At 60.1% G+C, this 18,285-nt stretch carries 25 protein-coding genes; 11 read left to right on the top strand and 14 right to left on the bottom strand.

Annotated features, from left to right (window positions below; genetic code table 11):
- Window positions 1-16 precede the first annotated feature (16 nt).
- The 5 genes from C9990_RS10215 to C9990_RS10235 all read right to left on the bottom strand — a co-directional run bounded on the left by C9990_RS10215 (window position 17) and on the right by C9990_RS10235 (window position 3,692).
- A complete protein-coding gene (locus C9990_RS10215; RefSeq protein ID WP_065903730.1) occupies window positions 17-241 on the bottom strand; it encodes a hypothetical protein in 225 nt (74 codons plus the stop codon).
- Between the two features lie 211 nt (window positions 242-452).
- Window positions 453-1,853: a heavy metal sensor histidine kinase gene (locus tag C9990_RS10220; protein WP_106803189.1), complete on the bottom strand. Its 1,401-nt coding sequence runs from the start codon at window positions 1,851-1,853 to the stop codon at window positions 453-455.
- Window positions 1,850-2,521 carry a heavy metal response regulator transcription factor gene (locus C9990_RS10225; RefSeq protein WP_065903725.1) on the bottom strand — a complete coding sequence of 224 codons (672 nt, stop codon included), beginning with the start codon at window positions 2,519-2,521 and terminating at the stop codon, window positions 1,850-1,852. The genes C9990_RS10220 and C9990_RS10225 overlap by 4 nt, the downstream gene beginning before the upstream one ends.
- A 42-nt stretch (window positions 2,522-2,563) precedes the next feature.
- Window positions 2,564-2,809, bottom strand: a complete 246-nt coding sequence (locus C9990_RS10230) for a DUF2790 domain-containing protein (RefSeq protein ID WP_106803190.1) — start codon at window positions 2,807-2,809, stop codon at window positions 2,564-2,566.
- 112 nt (window positions 2,810-2,921) lie between these two features.
- A complete protein-coding gene (locus C9990_RS10235) occupies window positions 2,922-3,692 on the bottom strand; it encodes an alpha/beta hydrolase (RefSeq protein ID WP_065903721.1) in 771 nt (256 codons plus the stop codon).
- A 210-nt stretch (window positions 3,693-3,902) separates the two neighbouring features.
- On the opposite strand from C9990_RS10235, the gene C9990_RS10240 reads away from it, so the two are divergent.
- Window positions 3,903-4,580, top strand: a complete 678-nt coding sequence (locus tag C9990_RS10240) for an HAD family hydrolase (RefSeq protein ID WP_106803191.1) — start codon at window positions 3,903-3,905, stop codon at window positions 4,578-4,580.
- Between the two features lie 19 nt (window positions 4,581-4,599).
- Here C9990_RS10240 and C9990_RS10245 read toward each other — a convergent pair whose 3' ends face one another.
- The 3 genes from C9990_RS10245 to csrA form a co-directional block, all read right to left on the bottom strand.
- The gene (locus C9990_RS10245) at window positions 4,600-4,896 is read right to left on the bottom strand and encodes a hypothetical protein (RefSeq protein ID WP_106803192.1); all 297 of its coding nucleotides are present in this window, start codon (window positions 4,894-4,896) and stop codon (window positions 4,600-4,602) included.
- A gap of 94 nt (window positions 4,897-4,990) precedes the next feature.
- Entirely contained in the window at window positions 4,991-5,242 is a 252-nt protein-coding gene (locus tag C9990_RS10250) for a hypothetical protein (RefSeq protein WP_106803193.1), read from the bottom strand.
- Between the two features lie 210 nt (window positions 5,243-5,452).
- Entirely contained in the window at window positions 5,453-5,647 is a 195-nt protein-coding gene (gene csrA / locus C9990_RS10255; protein ID WP_027604095.1) for a carbon storage regulator CsrA, read from the bottom strand.
- A 263-nt stretch (window positions 5,648-5,910) separates the two neighbouring features.
- Here csrA and C9990_RS10260 point away from each other — a divergent pair, with 263 nt between their 5' ends.
- The gene (locus tag C9990_RS10260) at window positions 5,911-6,276 is read left to right on the top strand and encodes a penicillin-binding protein activator LpoB (RefSeq protein ID WP_065903706.1); all 366 of its coding nucleotides are present in this window, start codon (window positions 5,911-5,913) and stop codon (window positions 6,274-6,276) included.
- 31 nt (window positions 6,277-6,307) lie between these two features.
- Here the strand turns inward: C9990_RS10260 and C9990_RS10265 are convergent, their stop codons facing one another.
- The 3 genes from C9990_RS10265 to C9990_RS10275 all read right to left on the bottom strand — a co-directional run bounded on the left by C9990_RS10265 (window position 6,308) and on the right by C9990_RS10275 (window position 8,520).
- Window positions 6,308-6,997 (bottom strand): endonuclease, encoded by a 690-nt coding sequence (locus C9990_RS10265; protein ID WP_106803194.1) that lies wholly within the window; start codon window positions 6,995-6,997, stop codon window positions 6,308-6,310.
- A gap of 4 nt (window positions 6,998-7,001) precedes the next feature.
- Entirely contained in the window at window positions 7,002-7,253 is a 252-nt protein-coding gene (locus tag C9990_RS10270; protein WP_177343942.1) for a DUF1654 domain-containing protein, read from the bottom strand.
- Between the two features lie 178 nt (window positions 7,254-7,431).
- Entirely contained in the window at window positions 7,432-8,520 is a 1,089-nt protein-coding gene (locus C9990_RS10275) for an asparaginase (protein WP_106803196.1), read from the bottom strand.
- Window positions 8,521-9,084: 564 nt separating this feature from the next.
- Here C9990_RS10275 and C9990_RS10280 point away from each other — a divergent pair.
- Genes C9990_RS10280 through C9990_RS10310 form a run of 7 tightly spaced genes read left to right on the top strand, consistent with a single transcriptional unit; the run spans window position 9,085 to window position 16,048 of the window.
- Window positions 9,085-10,041, top strand: a complete 957-nt coding sequence (locus C9990_RS10280) for a sugar ABC transporter substrate-binding protein (RefSeq protein ID WP_065903701.1) — start codon at window positions 9,085-9,087, stop codon at window positions 10,039-10,041.
- A gap of 57 nt (window positions 10,042-10,098) precedes the next feature.
- On the top strand, window positions 10,099-11,652 hold the full coding sequence (locus C9990_RS10285; protein ID WP_065903699.1) for a sugar ABC transporter ATP-binding protein: 1,554 nt from the start codon (window positions 10,099-10,101) through the stop codon (window positions 11,650-11,652).
- Entirely contained in the window at window positions 11,649-12,626 is a 978-nt protein-coding gene (locus tag C9990_RS10290) for an ABC transporter permease (protein ID WP_010209107.1), read from the top strand. The genes C9990_RS10285 and C9990_RS10290 overlap by 4 nt, the downstream gene beginning before the upstream one ends.
- A 3-nt stretch (window positions 12,627-12,629) precedes the next feature.
- On the top strand, window positions 12,630-13,652 hold the full coding sequence (locus C9990_RS10295; protein WP_106803197.1) for a LacI family DNA-binding transcriptional regulator: 1,023 nt from the start codon (window positions 12,630-12,632) through the stop codon (window positions 13,650-13,652).
- A gap of 23 nt (window positions 13,653-13,675) precedes the next feature.
- Window positions 13,676-14,593 carry a ribokinase gene (gene rbsK / locus C9990_RS10300; RefSeq protein ID WP_106803198.1) on the top strand — a complete coding sequence of 306 codons (918 nt, stop codon included), beginning with the start codon at window positions 13,676-13,678 and terminating at the stop codon, window positions 14,591-14,593.
- A complete protein-coding gene (gene rbsD / locus C9990_RS10305) occupies window positions 14,590-14,994 on the top strand; it encodes a D-ribose pyranase (RefSeq protein ID WP_065903671.1) in 405 nt (134 codons plus the stop codon). Before rbsK ends, rbsD begins: the two co-directional genes overlap by 4 nt.
- Window positions 14,995-15,019: 25 nt before the next feature.
- Window positions 15,020-16,048 carry a nucleoside hydrolase gene (locus tag C9990_RS10310; RefSeq protein ID WP_106803199.1) on the top strand — a complete coding sequence of 343 codons (1,029 nt, stop codon included), beginning with the start codon at window positions 15,020-15,022 and terminating at the stop codon, window positions 16,046-16,048.
- A gap of 33 nt (window positions 16,049-16,081) precedes the next feature.
- On the opposite strand, the gene C9990_RS10315 is transcribed toward C9990_RS10310, so the two are convergent.
- Window positions 16,082-16,294, bottom strand: coding sequence for a hypothetical protein (locus tag C9990_RS10315; RefSeq protein ID WP_010209115.1), 213 nt, complete (start codon window positions 16,292-16,294; stop codon window positions 16,082-16,084).
- 171 nt (window positions 16,295-16,465) lie between these two features.
- On the opposite strand from C9990_RS10315, the gene C9990_RS10320 reads away from it, so the two are divergent.
- Window positions 16,466-16,774, top strand: coding sequence for a hypothetical protein (locus tag C9990_RS10320; RefSeq protein WP_065903662.1), 309 nt, complete (start codon window positions 16,466-16,468; stop codon window positions 16,772-16,774).
- 144 nt (window positions 16,775-16,918) lie between these two features.
- The gene (locus tag C9990_RS10325; RefSeq protein ID WP_065903659.1) at window positions 16,919-17,239 is read left to right on the top strand and encodes an I78 family peptidase inhibitor; all 321 of its coding nucleotides are present in this window, start codon (window positions 16,919-16,921) and stop codon (window positions 17,237-17,239) included.
- Window positions 17,240-17,313: 74 nt separating this feature from the next.
- Here the strand turns inward: C9990_RS10325 and C9990_RS10330 are convergent, their stop codons facing one another.
- Both C9990_RS10330 and C9990_RS10335 read right to left on the bottom strand, forming a co-directional pair.
- Window positions 17,314-17,526, bottom strand: a complete 213-nt coding sequence (locus C9990_RS10330) for a cold-shock protein (RefSeq protein WP_003234260.1) — start codon at window positions 17,524-17,526, stop codon at window positions 17,314-17,316.
- A 289-nt stretch (window positions 17,527-17,815) separates the two neighbouring features.
- Entirely contained in the window at window positions 17,816-18,130 is a 315-nt protein-coding gene (locus C9990_RS10335) for a hypothetical protein (RefSeq protein ID WP_106803200.1), read from the bottom strand.
- Window positions 18,131-18,285 lie beyond the last annotated feature (155 nt).

The following is an 18,285-nucleotide window of genomic DNA, read 5'->3' on the forward strand; positions in this document are numbered from 1 at the left end:
CCTGCGCGGGTCATCGTCAGGTAGCAAACAAGCGGGTGAGCCCGAAGGTGATGGCGCACGCCAGGCCAGTCATTGCGAAGGCGGTGGCCACGTACCATTTGATGAGATTCACCTCGGTGGTCGTAAGGTCGGCCTTGGTCGCGAAGTGCTTTTCCAGGGAGTCTGCCCTGCTCGAAACGGTGATCAGCCTTTCTTTCATTTCAGCCAGCCCCTTTTCCAGTAGACCCAATCGTTTTTCCATGCCTGAACCTCCGTCGTTACCGCCACCACCTCTGCCTTGAGGTGGGGTGTTCAGCGAGTTTGTCCCGCCGAATCGATAGTGTTTCCTTTCCACTGCACTTCACCTGTTTCCAATACTGAGCGTGCGCTTTGGGGAAAGAATAGTGGGAACTCCGGCCAGGGGTGACAGCCAAATTTTTGCAAAATAACACCAGGCGCCTGGGGCGCGCGATTCAGTCGTCCCGCCTCGGAAAAAACAACTCAAAACACGTCAGTCCTGCCTCGCTGGTCACGCTGTATCGACCGTTATGCAACTGCATGATGGTCGCTACAATCGACAGGCCCAGGCCATTGGACTGGGCCGAGCGCTCGCGCGATTCATCCACCCGGTAAAAGCGCTCGAACAGCCGTGGCAGGTGCTCGGCAGCAATGGTTTCACCCTGGTTGCTGACCCTCACGGTGATGCCTTCGGCCTGTGGCACCGCCTGGATCAGCAGCTCGGAACGCGGCGCGCCATATTTGATCGCGTTGGCGCACAGGTTCGCCAGGGCCCGGCGCAGTAGCATCGGTTCAGCCCAGATCACACCTTCACCTTCGGCACGAATGCTGACCTCCACGTCACTGGCCAGGCCTTCGAAGTAATCGGCGATTCGTTCCACTTCATCCGCTGCGCTGAGTTCCTGGCGTTGGCGCAGGGCGCTGGCCGGATCAGTGCGGGCGAGAAACAGCATGTTGTCGAGCATCCGCGCCAGGCGTTCAAGCTCTTCGACGTTGGACGCCAGCAACTGCTGATAACTCTCGATGCTGCGGCTCTGTTGCAGCGCGACCTGGGTTTCGCCCAGCAGGTTGTTGATCGGCGTACGCAGTTCGTGGGCCATGTCTGTGGACACCTGGCCCAGTTGCACAAACCCTCTGGCCAGGCGTTCGAGCATGGTGTTGAACGCGTCGATCATCGGCAGCAACTCTTTTGGCGCGCCGTGGCTGTCGAGGCGCTCGGCCAGGTTGCCGACGCCGATGCCTTGGGCATGCCGGGCCAGGCGTCGCAACGGCAGCAGGCCACGGTGCACCAGCAAGTACCCGACCAGGGCAAGGATGATCGCGGCAATGCTTGCCAGGATAAACACGCTCAGGCGATAGCTGGCGAGCATGGCGGTGCGTTCGGTCATCAAGCGTCCGGTGGTGACTTGCAGGCTGCCCAGGTCCCCGGAATCGATCGACGCCGCCACGGCGGCGAAGGGGACATTGTTGACCCCAGGCAGATGGTGCACATCGGCAAGGCCCAGCGCGTGGTCTTTGGCAACGGCTGGCACCACCGGCATCTCGATATTGCCTGGGTTGACCAGTAGCAAGGGCTTCTGCCCCGGCGCCGCGATGCTCAGCACTGACTCGCTGTTGCCCAGCATGTTCTGGAACAGCTCCGGCTTGGTCTTGATCAGGTCCAGCGTATTGCTGTCGTTGAGCAGGTTGCGTAACTGATCGGTGCGATAGATCAGCGCAGCGTCGTCACGCTTGATCAACTCACGCTCGAGTTCGCGGTACAGCGCAACGCCCAGCGTGGCCAGCAGCGCGAAGGCCAGCAGGGCGAAAATCACTGCCAGGCGCAGGGTCAGTGAATAATGGCGACGGCGGGTCATGGTTGGGTATCGAAGCGGTAGCCGATGCCCCGCACGCTGTGGATCAACTTGAGCTGGAACGGGTCGTCGATTTTCAGGCGCAGGCGCCGCACGGCCACGTCCACCACGTTGGTGTCGCTGTCGAAGTTCATGTCCCACACTCGCGAGGCAATCAGCGAGCGCGACAACACCTGATCCTGGTGAGTGGCAAACAAATGCAGCAGGGCAAACTCTTTGTTGGTCAGGGTGATGCGTGTGCCGGCGCGGGTCACGCGGCGTTTCAGCACATCGATCTGCAGGTCGGCGACCTGCAGTTGTTCTTCTTCCCGGCTCGGGCCACGGCGGGTCAGGGTGCGCAGGCGCGCCACCAGTTCGGCGAAGGAGAAGGGCTTGATCAGGTAATCATCGGCGCCGAGTTCCAGGCCCTTGATGCGGTCGGCGATATCGTCGCGGGCCGTCAGAAAAAGCACCGGCGTATCGGCTTCCTTGCGCAGGCGGCGCAGGACCTCCCAGCCGTCCATCTTCGGCATCATCACATCCAGCACGATCACGTCGAACGAGGTTTCCAGGGCCTGGTGCAAACCGTCCACGCCGTCGCGGGCGAGGCTGACGGAGTAGCCCAGCTCCTGCAGGCCGTTAAGCAGGTAATTGCCGGCCTTGGGTTCGTCTTCGACTACAAGAATGTTCATGGGAGTTGCCCTGCTTCTGTGCGTTGCGCAAGTGTAGTCCGATCAATTGTCACTCGGGCAACCGATCGCCTGTACCTGGTAGTCCAGCACGTGTTCGCGGCCCTGGTGGTCCAGGTAGTCGAGACGCGCGGGAACGATGCCGCATTGGCCGTAGGTATCGGTACTCGACAAGACTTTGTCGACATCCAGGTGCACGAAAAAGCCGGTCTTGTCGTGGATGACGGGTTCGGCAGCGAACACAGTGCCAGTGGCAAACAAAGCGGCAAAGCCGAGGATAAACAGTTTCATGGCGATCTCTCTCTTAATAGGTTGGCTGCCAGAGCGTGGCAGTGGGTTCACGGTAACCAAGCGCTCCGAACAGCCAACCAACAGGTTCATGACAAGTTTGTAATGCAAGGGCTCAAGGCTGGCGGCCGGAGGCTTCGAGGATCAGGTCGGTGATTTCCTTGGCGTGGGACACCAGCGACAAGTGGCTCGAGGGCAGCTCGATCGTGCTGGCGTTCATGCGCTTGGCGAGGAACCGTTCCAGGTCCGGGTTGATGGTCTGGTCCTGGGTCGACACCGCGTACCAGGACGGCTTGGTGTGCCAGGCGGCGTTAACGGTGCGGCCGCTGAACAGGCTCTTGGTGATGGGTTGCTGCACGGCGTACAGCTCCATGGCCTTGGCGTGCGGCACGTCGGCGGCGAAGTACTTGAGAAACGCGTCCTGGCTCAGCGTGAGGTAGCCGTCGTGATCCTCCACACCGGCCCGCACCGGCATGGTCGGGTACTTGGCGGAAAGCGCGACAAAGTCTTCATTGGCATCCGGGGCGCGGGCCGCCACGTACACCAGGGCGCTGACGTTGGGGTTCACCCCGGCATCGCTTACCACGGTGCCAGCGTAGGAATGGCCGACCAGCACGGTAGGACCGTCCTGTTGATTCAGTACGCGGTTGGTGGCGGCGACATCGTCGGCCACCGATGTCAGTGGGTTTTGCACGGCGGTGACGTGCAGGCCGGCGGCCTGGAGGCGGGTGATCACTTCGGACCAGCTCGAGCCATCTGCCCAGGAACCGTGCACCAGCACCACGTTGTTGGCTTTGACCGGTGCGACAGTGCCGGCCAGGGCGGTGCCGGTACCCAGCATCAGCAGGCTGGCGGCGATCAGGCAGAGTTTGCTTGCAGGTTTCATGGGGTGACCCTTTTCATCAGTGGGAAGGTGGCGTCAACCGGTGTGGGTGACTGACGCCGCCACTGTATGAAGTGAGGGTGCTGACAAGACTTACAGCTTCATTACAAAGCTGTAATGCGATCGAGGGGTTGGCGGCGTTTACAAGCACCGAGGTGATCCGTAGATTGCATCGGGCCGATTATTTGTTACCGCCCACGAGGAAGCCACGCAGTGTCCATCCGAGGTTCAGCCGTATTTGCCCGCCGTTACCGCGCCTTTCTGTTCGATATGGACGGCACCCTGCTCAACTCCATCGCCGCCGCCGAGCGGGTGTGGAGCACCTGGGCCGAACGCCACGGCCTGGACGTGGCGGCGTTCCTGACCACCATTCACGGCGCCCGCGCGATCGATACCATCACCCGCCAGGCGTTGCCGGGGGTTGATCCCGAAGTTGAGGCGCAGTGGATTACCGAAGCGGAAATCAATGATGTCGAAGGCATTGTCGCGATCCCCGGCGCGGTCGCGTTTCTGAACCACCTGCCGGGCGATCAATGGGCGCTGGTCACCTCAGCGCCTCGTGAGCTGGCGTTGCGTCGGCTGCGAGCGGCCGGGATTGCCCCGCCGGCGGTGCTGGTCACGGCCGAAGACGTCGCCATTGGCAAGCCCGACCCGGCCTGTTACCTATTGGGGGCACAGCGCCTGGGCGTGCCGGTGCAGGACTGCCTGGTGTTTGAAGATGCGTCGGTGGGGATTCGTGCGGGAGAAGCGGCAGGGGCGGACGTGATGGTCGTAACGTCGACGCACCTCAAGCCCATGGTGACCGAGCACGCCAGGATTGACGGCTATGCCCACCTGCGCGTGCAGCGCGGTGCTGATGGCTTGCTGTCCTTGCAGAATGAAGTGGGCTGATACAAAAAGGCCGAGCCCGTTACTGGTCTCGGCCTTGTTCGCAGCCAGGTGAAGCAGAGGGAGGCTGCATCCGGTCATTCCTCATCGCCTGGCGGGACAGCACCATTTCCCTGAGAATTTCATTCGCCAGCCGGGCAATGGCTTCCGCCCCACGATAGTGCGCGCGCACGATTCCGGTAATTGCGAAATGGTCGGTTTCCGGGCCGCTGAGCACCGCCGAAAGGGTGCCGTCGGCGTGCAATGTGCAGGTGACCTTGTAGCTCGGCAGACGGGCAGCCAGTGCAGACTCGATTTGCGATTTGCTCAAAGTGTCCATCGGTTTCAGCACCTTTCAGTGAGCGTGCAGAGCAAAGCATAGGTCGTGCTGCGTCGCTGTAAATACCGGCGATCTGATAGCGAAGCGCTGCGCATCAACGTGCATTTTTCTGAGCGGTTTGTTGACACAATTTAAGCTGCACGGCCCTCTGGATGGGCTTGAGGCAGAACATGAAGAGGTAGCCACCCAGCACCAGTGTGAGGTCGAGCCAGGACGGCGGATCGGCGGGGTCGGTGCCTGCGATTTCAAGCCTCAAGCCATATTCCAGCCCCACGAATGCCAGCCCTATCAGGAGGGCGATGATCCAGGCTCGTAGAGCGAATGGTTGCGCAGGGGTTAGCCTCATCGACGTGCTCCTTCGCGCACACGGATGGCAGGGTATCAGTAGAAGATTCGGCTATGGATGACACGACAAGTTCAAAGCGTGAAGACAGTTTCATCTTGGCGCGAAGATGAATGCATTGGAGGCGTCAATCACGCAATAGACACAAGAGCGGTTCGAAGGGGTTTTCGCCAGCCGTTACAGTGAACGAAAGGGCTGGCTACTGAAGGTTCTTCAAGGCGTCTGGTTTTTGTCCGGGGCACTCAGGCCGGCCTGGATGCGCTGGTAGATCTCCTCGCGATGCACGGCAACATCCTTGGGTGCGTTGATGCCGATTCGTACTTGCTGGCCGCTGACGCCCAGGATGGTGATCGTGATGTCATCACCGATGTTTATGCTTTCACCGACTTTGCGGGTGAGTATAAGCATGGACTTCTCCTTGATTACTTTTAAGGACACGTGTTTCAGACAGGGCAGATGTCAGATGTGTGTAGCTTACTGCTAAGCGCTTCCCTGTGGCTGCCTCTTTTAGGACGCATAGAGGCGGCATTAATTCCCATGCCGGCATCATACAGGTCTGCGATACATCATTCGCATTGTTTAAGCCAACGTTTATGACGGCCAGAATAGACAGTGAATGATAAAGTCGCCTCTTTAATCCTTTAAGGAGCAGGGCAGTGCGTAAAGTAGCGATGGCAATTGCGGTGTTGGCATTGGCCGGTTGCGGTGAAGGCAAAAGCGTCGATGCGCCCAAGGCCAAGCCTGCCGTGACTGAAAGCCAGCCACAAACCGGCGCGATTGCCGCTCAGGAGTGGGATGTATGGGTCGGGCCACCCGACCACAAATTACAGGCGCTCACCGACCTCACGGCCTGGTTGCTGGAACATGGTTTCAATTTTTACATCGTGAAGGTCGACGGCAAGGACGAAGTGCTGCTGGGGCCGTTCGCCACCAAGGCTGAAGCCGAGGCCAAGCAGGTGCAACTCACTGAAAAGCTGGCCCGCGCCAAGAAAACCGATACCGAATCGCAAGTCATCGAGCACGCGGCTGCGCAATAACCGGCTGGATGGGCGGGAGTACCGCCCAGTTTCAACCGCAGGCCTTCAGGTTCACCGGGCCGACGAACTCATTGCCACGTCCCATCACACACGCCACGGTCTGGTTGCGCTGGCGCTCCCAAGCCTGCACCGGGTAGGTCTTGTTCCAGGCTTCGTAGAGCTGGCGATCCTGTTTCGACAGGCGCAAGCCGTACTGCTTGCTCATATAGAAATAGGTGCGCGCGATCATTCCGCGGATGGACGGGCGGGGCATGACCTTCTTGGCCTTGAAGTCGACCTGGGTCAGGCATGAACCGTACTGCCCGCTTTGCACCGGCAGCCAGCCAAAACTGAAGTTGTTACGGTCACCGTTGACCTCGCCGATACTCGGCACCAGGTTGTGCAGGTCTGCCTCGGCGCGCTTGAACACGTCATCGTGGCGCGTGCAGTTCTTGCGCCCGCCGTTCTGCCAGCACTGGCGCTGGTGCCCGATCTGCCAGGCCGGAACAATGTGCTCCCACTCGATGCGGGCGGCGCGGTTGGCGTTTTTGCGCGGGATGTAGCCGCAGGCTTTCAGGTCTATGCGGTTGCCGGTGTATTTGCAGCCGCAGTAGAACTCGGTGGATTGGGGGGCATAGAGTTTCCAGGCAACTTTCTTGGCTTCGCTGAAGGTGCGGGGTGCCTGGGCCTGGGCACCGACAGCAAAGAACAGGCAGCACACAGCGATAAAACGGACACTCATTGAATCAATCTTCCTTCGGTACAACCCAGAAAATCTGCACGCCACCGTCGTCCCGATAGGCGAGGGTGACGTTGTCGTTCTCCGCAATTTCTTCCAGCAACCGCTCCCACTCATCCTCCGGCTCGTCCGGCAGGCGGAAGATCAAGGCTGCCTTGGCTTTTTGGGCGTTGGTCGAGTTGATGATCTTTTGCACACGAATGGCCAGGCGTTCGTAGGCATCAGGCGGGGTTGGCGCTGCGGAAGAGGACTTTGCCACGGAGTATTCCTTAATAAGCTGTACGCGCATACAGTATTTAACTGTGGGCGATTTCGCAACTGCTTAAATTTCAAGAAGTTCGTCTGACAGCTGTTCAGGTAGTTTTGCGTAAGGCGGGGGAGTGAAATGTGTAGGAGCGCGTCTGGAGAGGCGAGCTCCTACAAGGTATGGCCAGGAATCAATATTCCCAGAACATCCGTTGCAGCTCTTTGCTGTCCTGGGTCTTGGTCAGGGCGACCATGGCCAGGATGCGGGCTTTTTGCGGGTTCAGGTCATGTGCGGCGATCCAGTCGTACTTGTCGTCAGGTTGTTCAGCATTACGCAGAACGAAGCCACCGGCATTCACGTGGGAAGAGCGGATGATCTGTACGCCTTGCTTGCGCAGTTCCTGCAGGGCAGGGACCACCTTGGAAGACACCGAACCATTGCCGGTGCCGGCATGGATGATGGCTTTGGCGCCAGCCTGGGCCAGGGCCTTGACCGCTGTGTCGCTCACGTTGCCATAGCCATAGGCGATTTCCACGTCCGGCAGGCTCTTGATGGTCTTGATGTCGAATTCCGAATCCATGGTGTGGCGCTTGGCAGGCAGGCGGAACCAGTAGGATTTGCCTTCAACCACCATGCCCAGCGGGCCCCATGGGCTCTTGAACGCCTCGGTCTTGATGTTGATCATCTTGCTGACGTCACGACCCGACTGGATCTCGTCGTTCATGGTCACCAGCACGCCTTTACCGCGCGCGTCTTTGCTGCCGGCCACGGCCACGGCGTTGTACAGGTTGAGCACGCCGTCCGCCGACATGGCGGTGCCTGGGCGCATGGAGCCGACCACGACGATTGGCTTGTCGGTTTTTTCCACCAGGTTCAGGAAGTAGGCGGTCTCTTCCAGGGTGTCGGTACCGTGGGTGATCACGATGCCATCCACGTCCTTGCTGTCGGCCAGTTCGGCGACGCGACGGCCCAGTTGCAGCAGGTTTTCGTTGTTGATGCTTTCGGACGCAATTTGCATCACTTGTTCGCCGCGTACATTGGCGATCTGGCTAAGCTCAGGAACACCAGCGATCAATTGCTCGATACCGACTTTCGCCGCCTGGTAGGTGGCACTGTTGGCCGCGCTGGCGCCAGCGCCGGCAATGGTGCCGCCGGTGGCGAGAATCACCACGTTGGACAGCTTGGTCTTGGTTTCGGCTTCCTTTGCCTGGGCGGCAACAGGGAACAGCAGCAGGAGGGCTAATGCGCCCGGGACAATGTTCTTCAGTGCAGATTTCATTATTTTTCTCTCTGGTTTTTGATGAGTGCTGTAGCAGGTTCATCTAGAACACCCGGGCGGTTCTGAATGCCACGAGGTGCAGGATGAGAGCAGGATCTGTACCAGGCTGATTGTATTCGCGGATATAAATTAAGCTGTTGATTTAAAACAACTTATTTTGTTGTTTTTGAGTGCGTTCGAACGCCCTTCGTCCGGCTTTCCGAACATTGGCTGCGATTGCGTTCGGTTGTCCGAAAAGGCGCACTGGTTCCATGAAGGCGGTGGCGAATGTTCCGGCAAAGCCTGTCGTTTTAGAGAACGAAGGGCAGGTCGCGATGTTTAATCTCGCGCCTTGCACACTGCGAGGCCAGGCACTAGAGGGCTTGGATGAAAGACGGGTTTCTACCGTTGACAAATCTCGACAAGGTTCTCATAGTTTGATTAACGCAAACGTTTGCGAGATGTTTCACGGCGCACTCCTGGAGTAACGTGACAGCTCGTATCAGTCACCCCGGGTGGGAGGGCTGCCGAAGCACTCTTCGGTGCAAGCGTTGCTCACAATAATCATAAGATCGGAGTGAACCCATGAAGCTGCCATTCGCTGGACGTCTTCTTGCTGTCGCTGTGCTTGCTGCCGCATCCGCCGTTTTACCTCTTTCCTCTGCATTCGCCGATGACGCCGCCAAACCCAAGGTTGGCCTGGTGATGAAATCCCTCGCCAACGAATTCTTCGTGACCATGCAGGACGGCGCCAAGGCTTATCAGAAAGACCACGCCGCCGATTTCGACATGATCACCAACGGTATCAAGAACGAAACCGATACCAGCGCGCAGATCGATATCGTCAACCAGATGATCCTCGCCAAGGTCAACGCCATCGTCATTGCGCCCGCCGATTCCAAGGCACTCGTGACCGTGTTGAAGAAAGCCTCCGATGCCGGCATCAAGGTGGTCAACATCGACAACCGCCTGGACCCGGACGTGCTGAAAAGCAAAAACCTCGACATTCCGTTCGTAGGCCCGGACAACCGCAAAGGTTCCAAGCTGGTCGGCGACTACCTGGCCAAGCAACTGGCCGCGGGTGACAAGGTCGGCATCATCGAAGGCGTACCGACTACTACCAACGCCCAGCAGCGCACCGCAGGCTACAAGGATGCGATGGACGCTGCCGGCATGAAGATCGTCTCGACCCAATCCGGCAACTGGGAAATCGACCAAGGCCAGAAAGTGGCCTCGGCCATGCTGAGCGAATACCCGGACCTCAAGGCCCTGTTGGCCGGTAACGACAACATGGCGCTGGGCGCGGTTTCCGCCGTGCGTGCGGCCGGCAAGGCTGGCAAGGTCCTGGTGGTTGGCTACGACAACATCGAAGCCATCAAGCCCATGCTGCAGGACGGCCGCGTCCTGGCGACCGCTGACCAGGCTGCTGCCCAGCAAGCTGTGTTCGGTATCCAGAACGCGCTCAAGCTGGTCAAGGGTGAGAAAGTCGATGCCAAAGATGGCGTGATCGAAACCCCGGTCGAACTCGTCCTCAAGAAGTAATCCTGGCAGCACCCAACAGCGCCCGCTCGTCCTGAGCGGGCGCCTGGAGATTTTCCTATGTCATCTTCCGCCCCGAACGCTGTCCTCTCGGTCAGCGGTATCGGCAAGACCTATGCCCAACCGGTTCTGTCCGACATCACCCTGACGCTCAATCGTGGGGAAGTGCTGGCGCTGACCGGTGAGAACGGCGCTGGTAAAAGCACGTTGTCGAAAATCATCGGCGGGCTGGTCACGCCGACGACCGGGCATATGCAGTTCAACGGCCAGGATTACCGTCCCGGCAGCCGCACCCAGGCTGAAGAACTGGGCGTGCGCATGGTCATGCAGGAGCTCAACCTGCTGCCGACGCTGACCGTGGCCGAAAACCTGTTCCTGGATAATCTGCCCAGCCACTGTGGCTGGATCAGTCGCAAGCAGTTGCGCAAAGCCGCCATCGAAGCCATGGCCCAGGTCGGCCTGGACGCCATCGACCCGGACACCCTGGTCGGCAGCCTCGGTATCGGCCACCAGCAAATGGTCGAGATCGCCCGCAACCTGATCGGCGACTGCCATGTACTGATCCTCGACGAACCCACGGCCATGTTGACTGCCCGTGAAGTCGAGATGCTGTTTGAACAAATCACCCGCCTGCAGGCCCGGGGCGTGGCGATCATCTACATTTCACACCGGCTTGAAGAACTCGCCCGTGTCGCCCAACGCATTGCAGTCCTGCGTGACGGCAAGCTGGTGTGCGTCGAGCCGATGGCCAACTACAACAGCGAGCAACTGGTCACCTTGATGGTCGGTCGCGAGCTGGGCGAACACATTGACCTGGGGCCGCGCAGCATCGGCGGCCCGGCCTTGACGGTTAAAGGCCTGACCCGCGCGGACAAGGTCCGCGACGTCTCCTTTGAAGTGCGTGCCGGCGAGATCTATGGCATCTCCGGCCTGATCGGCGCCGGTCGCACCGAGTTGCTGCGCCTGATTTTCGGCGCCGACCTGGCCGACAGCGGCACAGTGGCCCTGGGTTCGCCGGCCCAAGTGGTGAGCATTCGTTCGCCAGTGGACGCGGTCGGCCATGGCATTGCGCTGATCACCGAGGATCGCAAGGGCGAAGGCCTGCTGTTGACCCAGTCCATCAGCGCCAATATCGCCTTGGGCAACATGCCGGAAATCTCCGGCGGCGGCGTGGTCAACAGCCGCGACGAAACCGCCTTGGCCAAGCGCCAGATCGACGCCATGCGTATCCGCAGTTCCAGCCCGGCGCAGCTGGTGTCGGAGCTGTCGGGCGGCAACCAGCAGAAAGTCGTGATTGGCCGCTGGCTGGAGCGCGACTGCTCGGTGATGCTCTTCGACGAGCCCACGCGTGGCATCGACGTGGGTGCCAAGTTCGACATTTATGCCTTGCTCGGCGAATTGACCCGCCAGGGCAAAGCGCTGGTGGTGGTGTCCAGTGACCTGCGCGAACTCATGCTGATCTGCGACCGCATCGGCGTGCTGTCCGCCGGCCGCCTGATCGAGACCTTCGAGCGCGACAGCTGGACCCAGGACGAATTGCTTGCCGCCGCCTTTGCCGGCTATCAGAAACGTGATGCGCTGCTCAATGACGCAGTGCTTAGGGATACCCCATGAAAACAACAACTTCCCCCGGTAAAACTGGCGGCAACTTCTACGGCCTGGGCACCTACCTGGGGCTGGCGGGCGCGTTGCTGGCGATGATTGCGCTGTTCTCGGTGCTCAGCGACCACTTCCTGTCCTATGACACCTTCAGCACCCTGGCCAACCAGATTCCAGACCTGATGGTGCTGGCGGTCGGCATGACCTTCATCCTGATCATCGGTGGCATCGATCTGTCGGTGGGCTCGGTGCTGGCACTGGCGGCGTCGGCGGTCAGCGTGGCGATTCTCGGCTGGGGCTGGAGCGTCTTGCCGGCGGCCGTGCTCGGCATGGGCTGCGCCGCATTGGCCGGCACTATCACCGGTTCGATCACCGTGGCCTGGCGGATCCCCTCGTTTATCGTGTCCCTGGGCGTGCTGGAAATGGCCCGTGGCGTGGCGTACCAGATGACCGGTTCGCGCACCGCCTACATCGGCGACTCGTTTGCCTGGCTGTCCAACCCGATTGCCTTTGGGATTTCGCCGTCGTTCATCATCGCCTTGCTGGTGATCATAGCGGCCCAGTTGGTGTTGACCCGCACTGTCTTCGGGCGTTACCTGATCGGCATCGGCACCAACGAAGAGGCCGTGCGCCTGGCGGGGATCAACCCCAAGCCGTATAAAATCCTGGTGTTCAGCCTCATGGGCCTGTTGGCCGGTGTGGCGGCCCTGTTCCAGATTTCACGCCTGGAAGCGGCGGATCCGAATGCTGGCTCCGGCCTGGAGCTGCAAGTGATTGCAGCGGTGGTGATCGGCGGCACCAGCCTGATGGGCGGACGCGGTTCGGTGATCAGCACCTTCTTCGGCGTGTTGATCATTTCGGTATTGGCCGCTGGCCTTGCGCAGATCGGTGCCACGGAACCGACCAAACGCATCATCACCGGGGCCGTGATCGTGATTGCCGTGGTGCTCGATACCTACCGCAGCCAGCGCGCCAGTCGTCGAGGCTGAACCATGGCAACGATCAAGGATGTGGCGGCGCTTGCAGGCATTTCCTACACCACGGTGTCCCACGTGGTGAACAAGACGCGCCCGGTCAGCGAGCCGGTACGGATCAAAGTCGAAGCGGCGATCAAGCAGCTCGACTACGTGCCCAGCGCCGTCGCGCGCTCGCTCAAGGCCAAGACCACGGCAACCATTGGCTTGTTGGTGCCCAACAGCCTCAACCCATATTTTGCCGAACTGGCGCGCGGCATCGAAGATTATTGCGAGCGTAACGGCTACTGCGTGATCCTCTGCAACTCCGATGACAACGCCGAAAAGCAGCGCAGCTATTTGCGCGTGTTGCTGGAGAAGCGCGTCGACGGGTTGATCGTGACCTCAGTGGGCGGCGATGACAGTGGCCTCGCCGCCGGCTTGAGCGCGGTGCGCACGCCGATGGTGATCGTCGACCGGGCGCTGGACGGCATTGATGTCGACCTGGTGCGCATCGACCATGAGCAGGGCGCGTACCTGGCCACCCGGCATTTGCTCGAGCTGGGCCATCGGGACATCGCCTGCATCGGCGGCCCGGCCCATACCCGTGTCGCGCAGATGCGCCTGGCGGGGTATCACCGCGCACTGCGCGAGGTGGGCGTCGAGGTGGCGGCTGATCGTGCGCAGGAAAGTGATTTCACCAGCACCGGCGGGTATGCCGCGGCGGTGAAGCTGCTGGCGGAAAACCCGCCCAGTGCGATTTTCGCCAGCAACGACATGATCGGTTTCGGCGTATTGCGCGCCGCTGCCGAGCGTAATATCCGTGTACCCGGCGAGCTGTCGGTGATCGGGTTCGATGACATTCAAATGGGTCGCTATGTCTACCCGGCGTTGACCACGGTCGGGCAGTCGATCGTGCAACTGGGCGAGACCGCGGCCGAGCTTTTATTGCGACGAATTGCAACACCCCAACTGCCGATCGATCAACGGATCGTGACGCCGAGCATCGTGTTGCGCGAGTCGACGGCGCCTATCGCCGGTACGTTTGCGCAATACCGCTGAACCGAATTGATGAGTACTGATGTATGCCAGCAAAAGTAGTGGTAGTAGGCAGCTTGAACATGGACCTGGTCACCCGTGCCAGCCGGCTGCCGCGTGCCGGTGAAACCTTGGTTGGCCAGACGTTTTCCACCGTGCCCGGCGGTAAGGGCGCGAACCAGGCTGTGGCGTCGGCGCGGCTCGGGGCGGAGGTCGCGATGGTCGGCTGCGTCGGCAGCGATGCGTATGGCACTCAGCTGCGTGACGCGTTGCAGGTGGAAGGCATCGATTGCCAGGCCGTCAGCATCGTAGATGGCTCCAGCGGCGTGGCGTTGATTGTGGTCGACGACAACAGCCAGAACGCCATCGTGATCGTCGCCGGCAGCAATGGTCAGCTGACGCCCGCCTCGTTGCAGGCGTTTGACGCCGTGCTGCAGGCGGCCGACGTGATCATCTGCCAGCTGGAAGTGCCGATGGAGACCGTGGGTTATGCCCTCAAGCGCGGTCGCGAACTGGGCAAGACGGTGATCCTCAACCCGGCCCCGGCCAGCGCGCCCTTGCCGGCCGAATGGTACGCCTCGATCGACTACCTGATCCCCAACGAAAGCGAAGCCAGTGCACTGAGCGGCGTGACGGTTGATTCCCTCGACAGCGCCAAGGTCGCTGCGACGCAGTTGATCAAGGCGGGCGCCGGTAAGGTCATCATCACCCTGGGGGCCCAGGGCGCGCTGTTTACGGACGGCCAAGTGTTCGAGCATTTGCCGGCACCCAAGGTCAAGGCAGTGGACACCACTGCGGCCGGCGATACGTTTGTCGGTGGCTTCGCGGCAGCGCTGGCCAATGGCAAGCGCGAAGCCGAGGCGATTCGTTTTGGCCAGGTCGCGGCAGCGCTGTCGGTCACTCGTGCCGGTGCGCAACCCTCCATTCCCACGCTGCACGACGTACAAGGTTTTGTGCCCTCATGAAAAAGACCCCTCTGCTCAATATCGCCCTGTCGCGCGTGATCGCCTCCCTGGGGCACGGCGACATCCTGGTGATCGGCGATGCCGGCTTGCCGGTACCGCCCGGCGTCGAGTTGATCGACCTGGCGTTGACCCAGGGCATCCCGGATTTCATCAGCACCTTGCGCATCGTGCTCAGTGAGATGCAGGTGGAAAGCCATGTGCTGGCCGAAGAGATCCTGCTCAAGCAGCCGCCGGCGCTGGCCGAGCTCAATACGCTCACCGAACAGGCGGCCCTGGGTGAGCGGCGGCTGGTCAACCATGACGAATTCAAACAGCTCAGCCGCAAGGCGCGCGCCGTGGTGCGCACCGGCGAATGCCAGCCTTACTGCAATATCGCGCTGGTGTCCGGCGTAACCTTCTAGAGTTCCCAACGACAAGGAGTGTTTTATGCAACGTGGTCTCCCAACCCTGAAAAATCTGTTTCGGAGTGTTCTGCTTTTGTCCGCGCTCACTGCTGCAAGCGCCCAAGCGGCGGAAAAAATCGACTTGATCATCGACACCGATCCTGGCGCCGATGATGTGGTGGCGTTGCTGTTCGCCATGGCCTCGCCGGATGAGTTGAACATTCGTGCGCTGACCACCGTCGCCGGCAACGTGCGCCTGGACAAGACCTCTCGCAACGCACGCCTGGCCCGCGAGTGGGCAGGGCGCGAGGACATTCCGGTGTACGCCGGTGCGCCACAGCCACTGCTGCGCACGCCGATCTACGCCGAGAACATCCATGGCAAGGAGGGGATTTCCGGGGTCACCGTGCATGAACCGAAAAAGGCCCTGGCTGACGGCAATGCCGTCGACTACCTGATCAAGACCCTGAGCACCGCCAAGCCCCACAGCATCACCATCGCCATGCTCGGTCCGCAGACCAACCTCGCACTGGCGCTGACCCAGGCGCCGGAAATCACCCAAGGCATCAAGGAAGTGGTGGTGATGGGCGGTGCGCACTTCAATGGCGGCAATATCACGCCCGTGGCCGAGTTCAATCTGTTCGCGGACCCGATAGCGGCCGAGATCGTGCTCAAGAGCGGGGTGAAGCTGACTTACCTGCCGCTGGACGTGACCCACAAGGTCCTGACCAGTGAAGCGCGCCTGAAACAGATCGCCGATATCAAGAACAACGCGAGCAAGATCGTCGGCGATATCCTGAATGAATACGTCAAGGGCGACATGGAGCACTACGGCATCCCCGGCGGCCCGGTGCATGACGCTACCGTGGTTGCCTACCTGCTCAAGCCTTCGCTGTTCAGCGGCCGTGAGGTCAATGTGGTGGTGGACAGCCGTGAAGGCCCGACCTTCGGCCAGACCATCGTCGATTGGTACGATGGCCTGAAACAACCGAAGAACGCGTTCTGGGTTGAAAACGGCGACGCCCAGGGCTTCTTCGATCTGCTCACCGAGCGCCTCGCGCGCCTGAAGTAACGCTGCTGCCGGTCGGCGCTCGCCGACCGGTTCTTATTCGCGCTCGGGGTCGTGTGCGCCCATGTGGTCGGCCGGGTATTTCTCGAATATCTGGCCGATGAAGGCTTGCGCCGCCTGAGTGCCGAGTTCCTTGACCAGCAGGTCGATACCGATGATCGCCAATTCCTCCGGGCTTCCGGGGCTGTAGGAGCTCTGTCCTTGGGGCCACTTGGCTTTGATGTCGGCTTGGAGGGTTACGGTGGTCATGGAAATCTCACGGGGCTGAAAGTACTGGGCAATGCGCTGGAACGCGGTTCTCACGGGCGCAGTTAACCATTTTGCGCAGCGTTTGGCACTGCTACTTAGGCATCAAGCGCTTCGGCAGATGCCCAGCCCTGTGCGACACTGTCCGCCTGTCCAATTGCCGGGGAACACCGCGTGCAGATCGATTTGAACAACCCCGAGAACCTGACCCTGGCTGCCGTGCGTCAACTGATCGCCAGTGCCAGCGACGACGAACATACCCAGTTGCGGGTGACCAAAGGCGGCATTGCCTACATCTCTTCCGGGAAGGCTGTGGGCGGCGTGGACATCGATGGGCTGCTGTTTCGCCTGGAAACCTGGGCCAAAGGCTCTGGTTACGTAGGCAATGTGGCGGCAAGCGATGAGGTATGGGTCACGCAGATTTTCAATGCGTTGAAGCAGAACTGGCCGAAGCCGCCGTTTGACTACATCGATATCTACTGATTGTTTTCATATCTGGTCACGATTGACCGGGCGAATGCCGGTGCAGAGTCAGGCAGACTTGCCCGGCGGCGGTTTACGTCTTGAAACCAATCCGCGCGACTGCTGTCGCACGATCTCTGTCCATTTTTTATCATAGGAGGCTTCATGCCTTGGAAGCTCGCATCATTCGGTACTTTGTTGGCAGCACTCGCGTTGGCGGGTTGCAGCACCCAGGGTGCCTCTGAGCCAGCCAAAGACGCCGCCGTGGCCGATGCCGGTCATAGCCGCTGTGAGTCGAAGGCCGCCGAATTCACGATCGGCCAGAAAGCTTCGCCCCAGTTGCTGGAGCAGGCCCGTACCCGTGCCGGTGCGCAGAACGCGCGCATCCTCAAGCCCAACGATATGATCACCCTGGAATACCGCTCCGACCGCTTGAACCTCAACACCGACGATAACCTGGTGATCACGCGGGTCAACTGCGGCTGATAGCCTGCCGGCTTTTGCAGCGCGCATAAAAAACCCCGTCACATGGACGGGGTTTTTTTTAGCTCAGCGGAGAATTACTCGCCGCGAACCTGTGCAGCTTGCATACCCTTTTGGCCTTTCTCAGCCACGAAGGAAACGGTTTGGCCTTCTTTCAGGCTTTTGAAACCGTCGCTTTCGATAGCTTTGAAGTGTACGAACAGGTCGTCACCGCCACCTTGAGGAGTGATGAAGCCGAAGCCTTTTTCATCGTTGAACCATTTAACGGTGCCGGTTTGGCGATTAGACATGGTGTATCTCCAAGAAACATATATTTTCAGTAGTGCTGTGCTGCTCAGGCCAACTGGGCACACTGGGCTATCATAGTCGAAATGTTCGACTTGGGAGCCCCCCCAAGGCATTGTTTGCTAATCAATAGCGTTGCGTTTAGTACTGTTCTTGGCTGAAAGCCCCGATCTACGGGGCTTTAGCGCGAAATATCAGCTGTTAAAAAAAGCCGTAAAAGCTGCGTAATTTGTGCGAAATGGCAGTTTTCAGGACTTTTTTTCAGCAAAACGACCGTCTGATTTCGGGTCGGAGTTACTTTTTCTTCACGACTTTGCACGACGTAATCGCCGCGACTGCCTTGTTCTTGAGCGCAGGATCCGCGTTCTGATTGGTCATCAGCTCCTTGATCTCGGCAGTGCTCAATTCTGCGTTGATCTTGTCGGCGCCACATTCGCAATGGTCTTTGGCAGTTTTGGCGTCCACGTTCTGTTGGGCGGCTGCACTGCAGTCTCTGACGAAGCTGTCACGGGCGCCGGCTGGCCAGTTGGATGGGGCTGCAGCCTGCGCGCCGAGGGAAAGGAGGCTCAGGGTAGCGGCGAGAGCGAGGGTAGATGTGAAACGCATCATGGGATGCTCCTTTGGGTCGAGGACGAACGGCGATTCTCAGTGGGTTTGAGGCATGGCGTACAGCTCAAGTTCACTTTTGCAGCTATAAAGGCCGGAATTTGCGTTTACGCAGGATGCCGTCGGCGCGATGACCGTTCATCTGTGCTAGCATCTTG

The sequence above is a fragment of the Pseudomonas sp. S5D5 genome (assembly GCF_003013355.1).
In the GTDB taxonomy this organism is placed as follows: Bacteria; Pseudomonadota; Gammaproteobacteria; order Pseudomonadales; family Pseudomonadaceae; genus Aquipseudomonas; species Aquipseudomonas aylmerensis.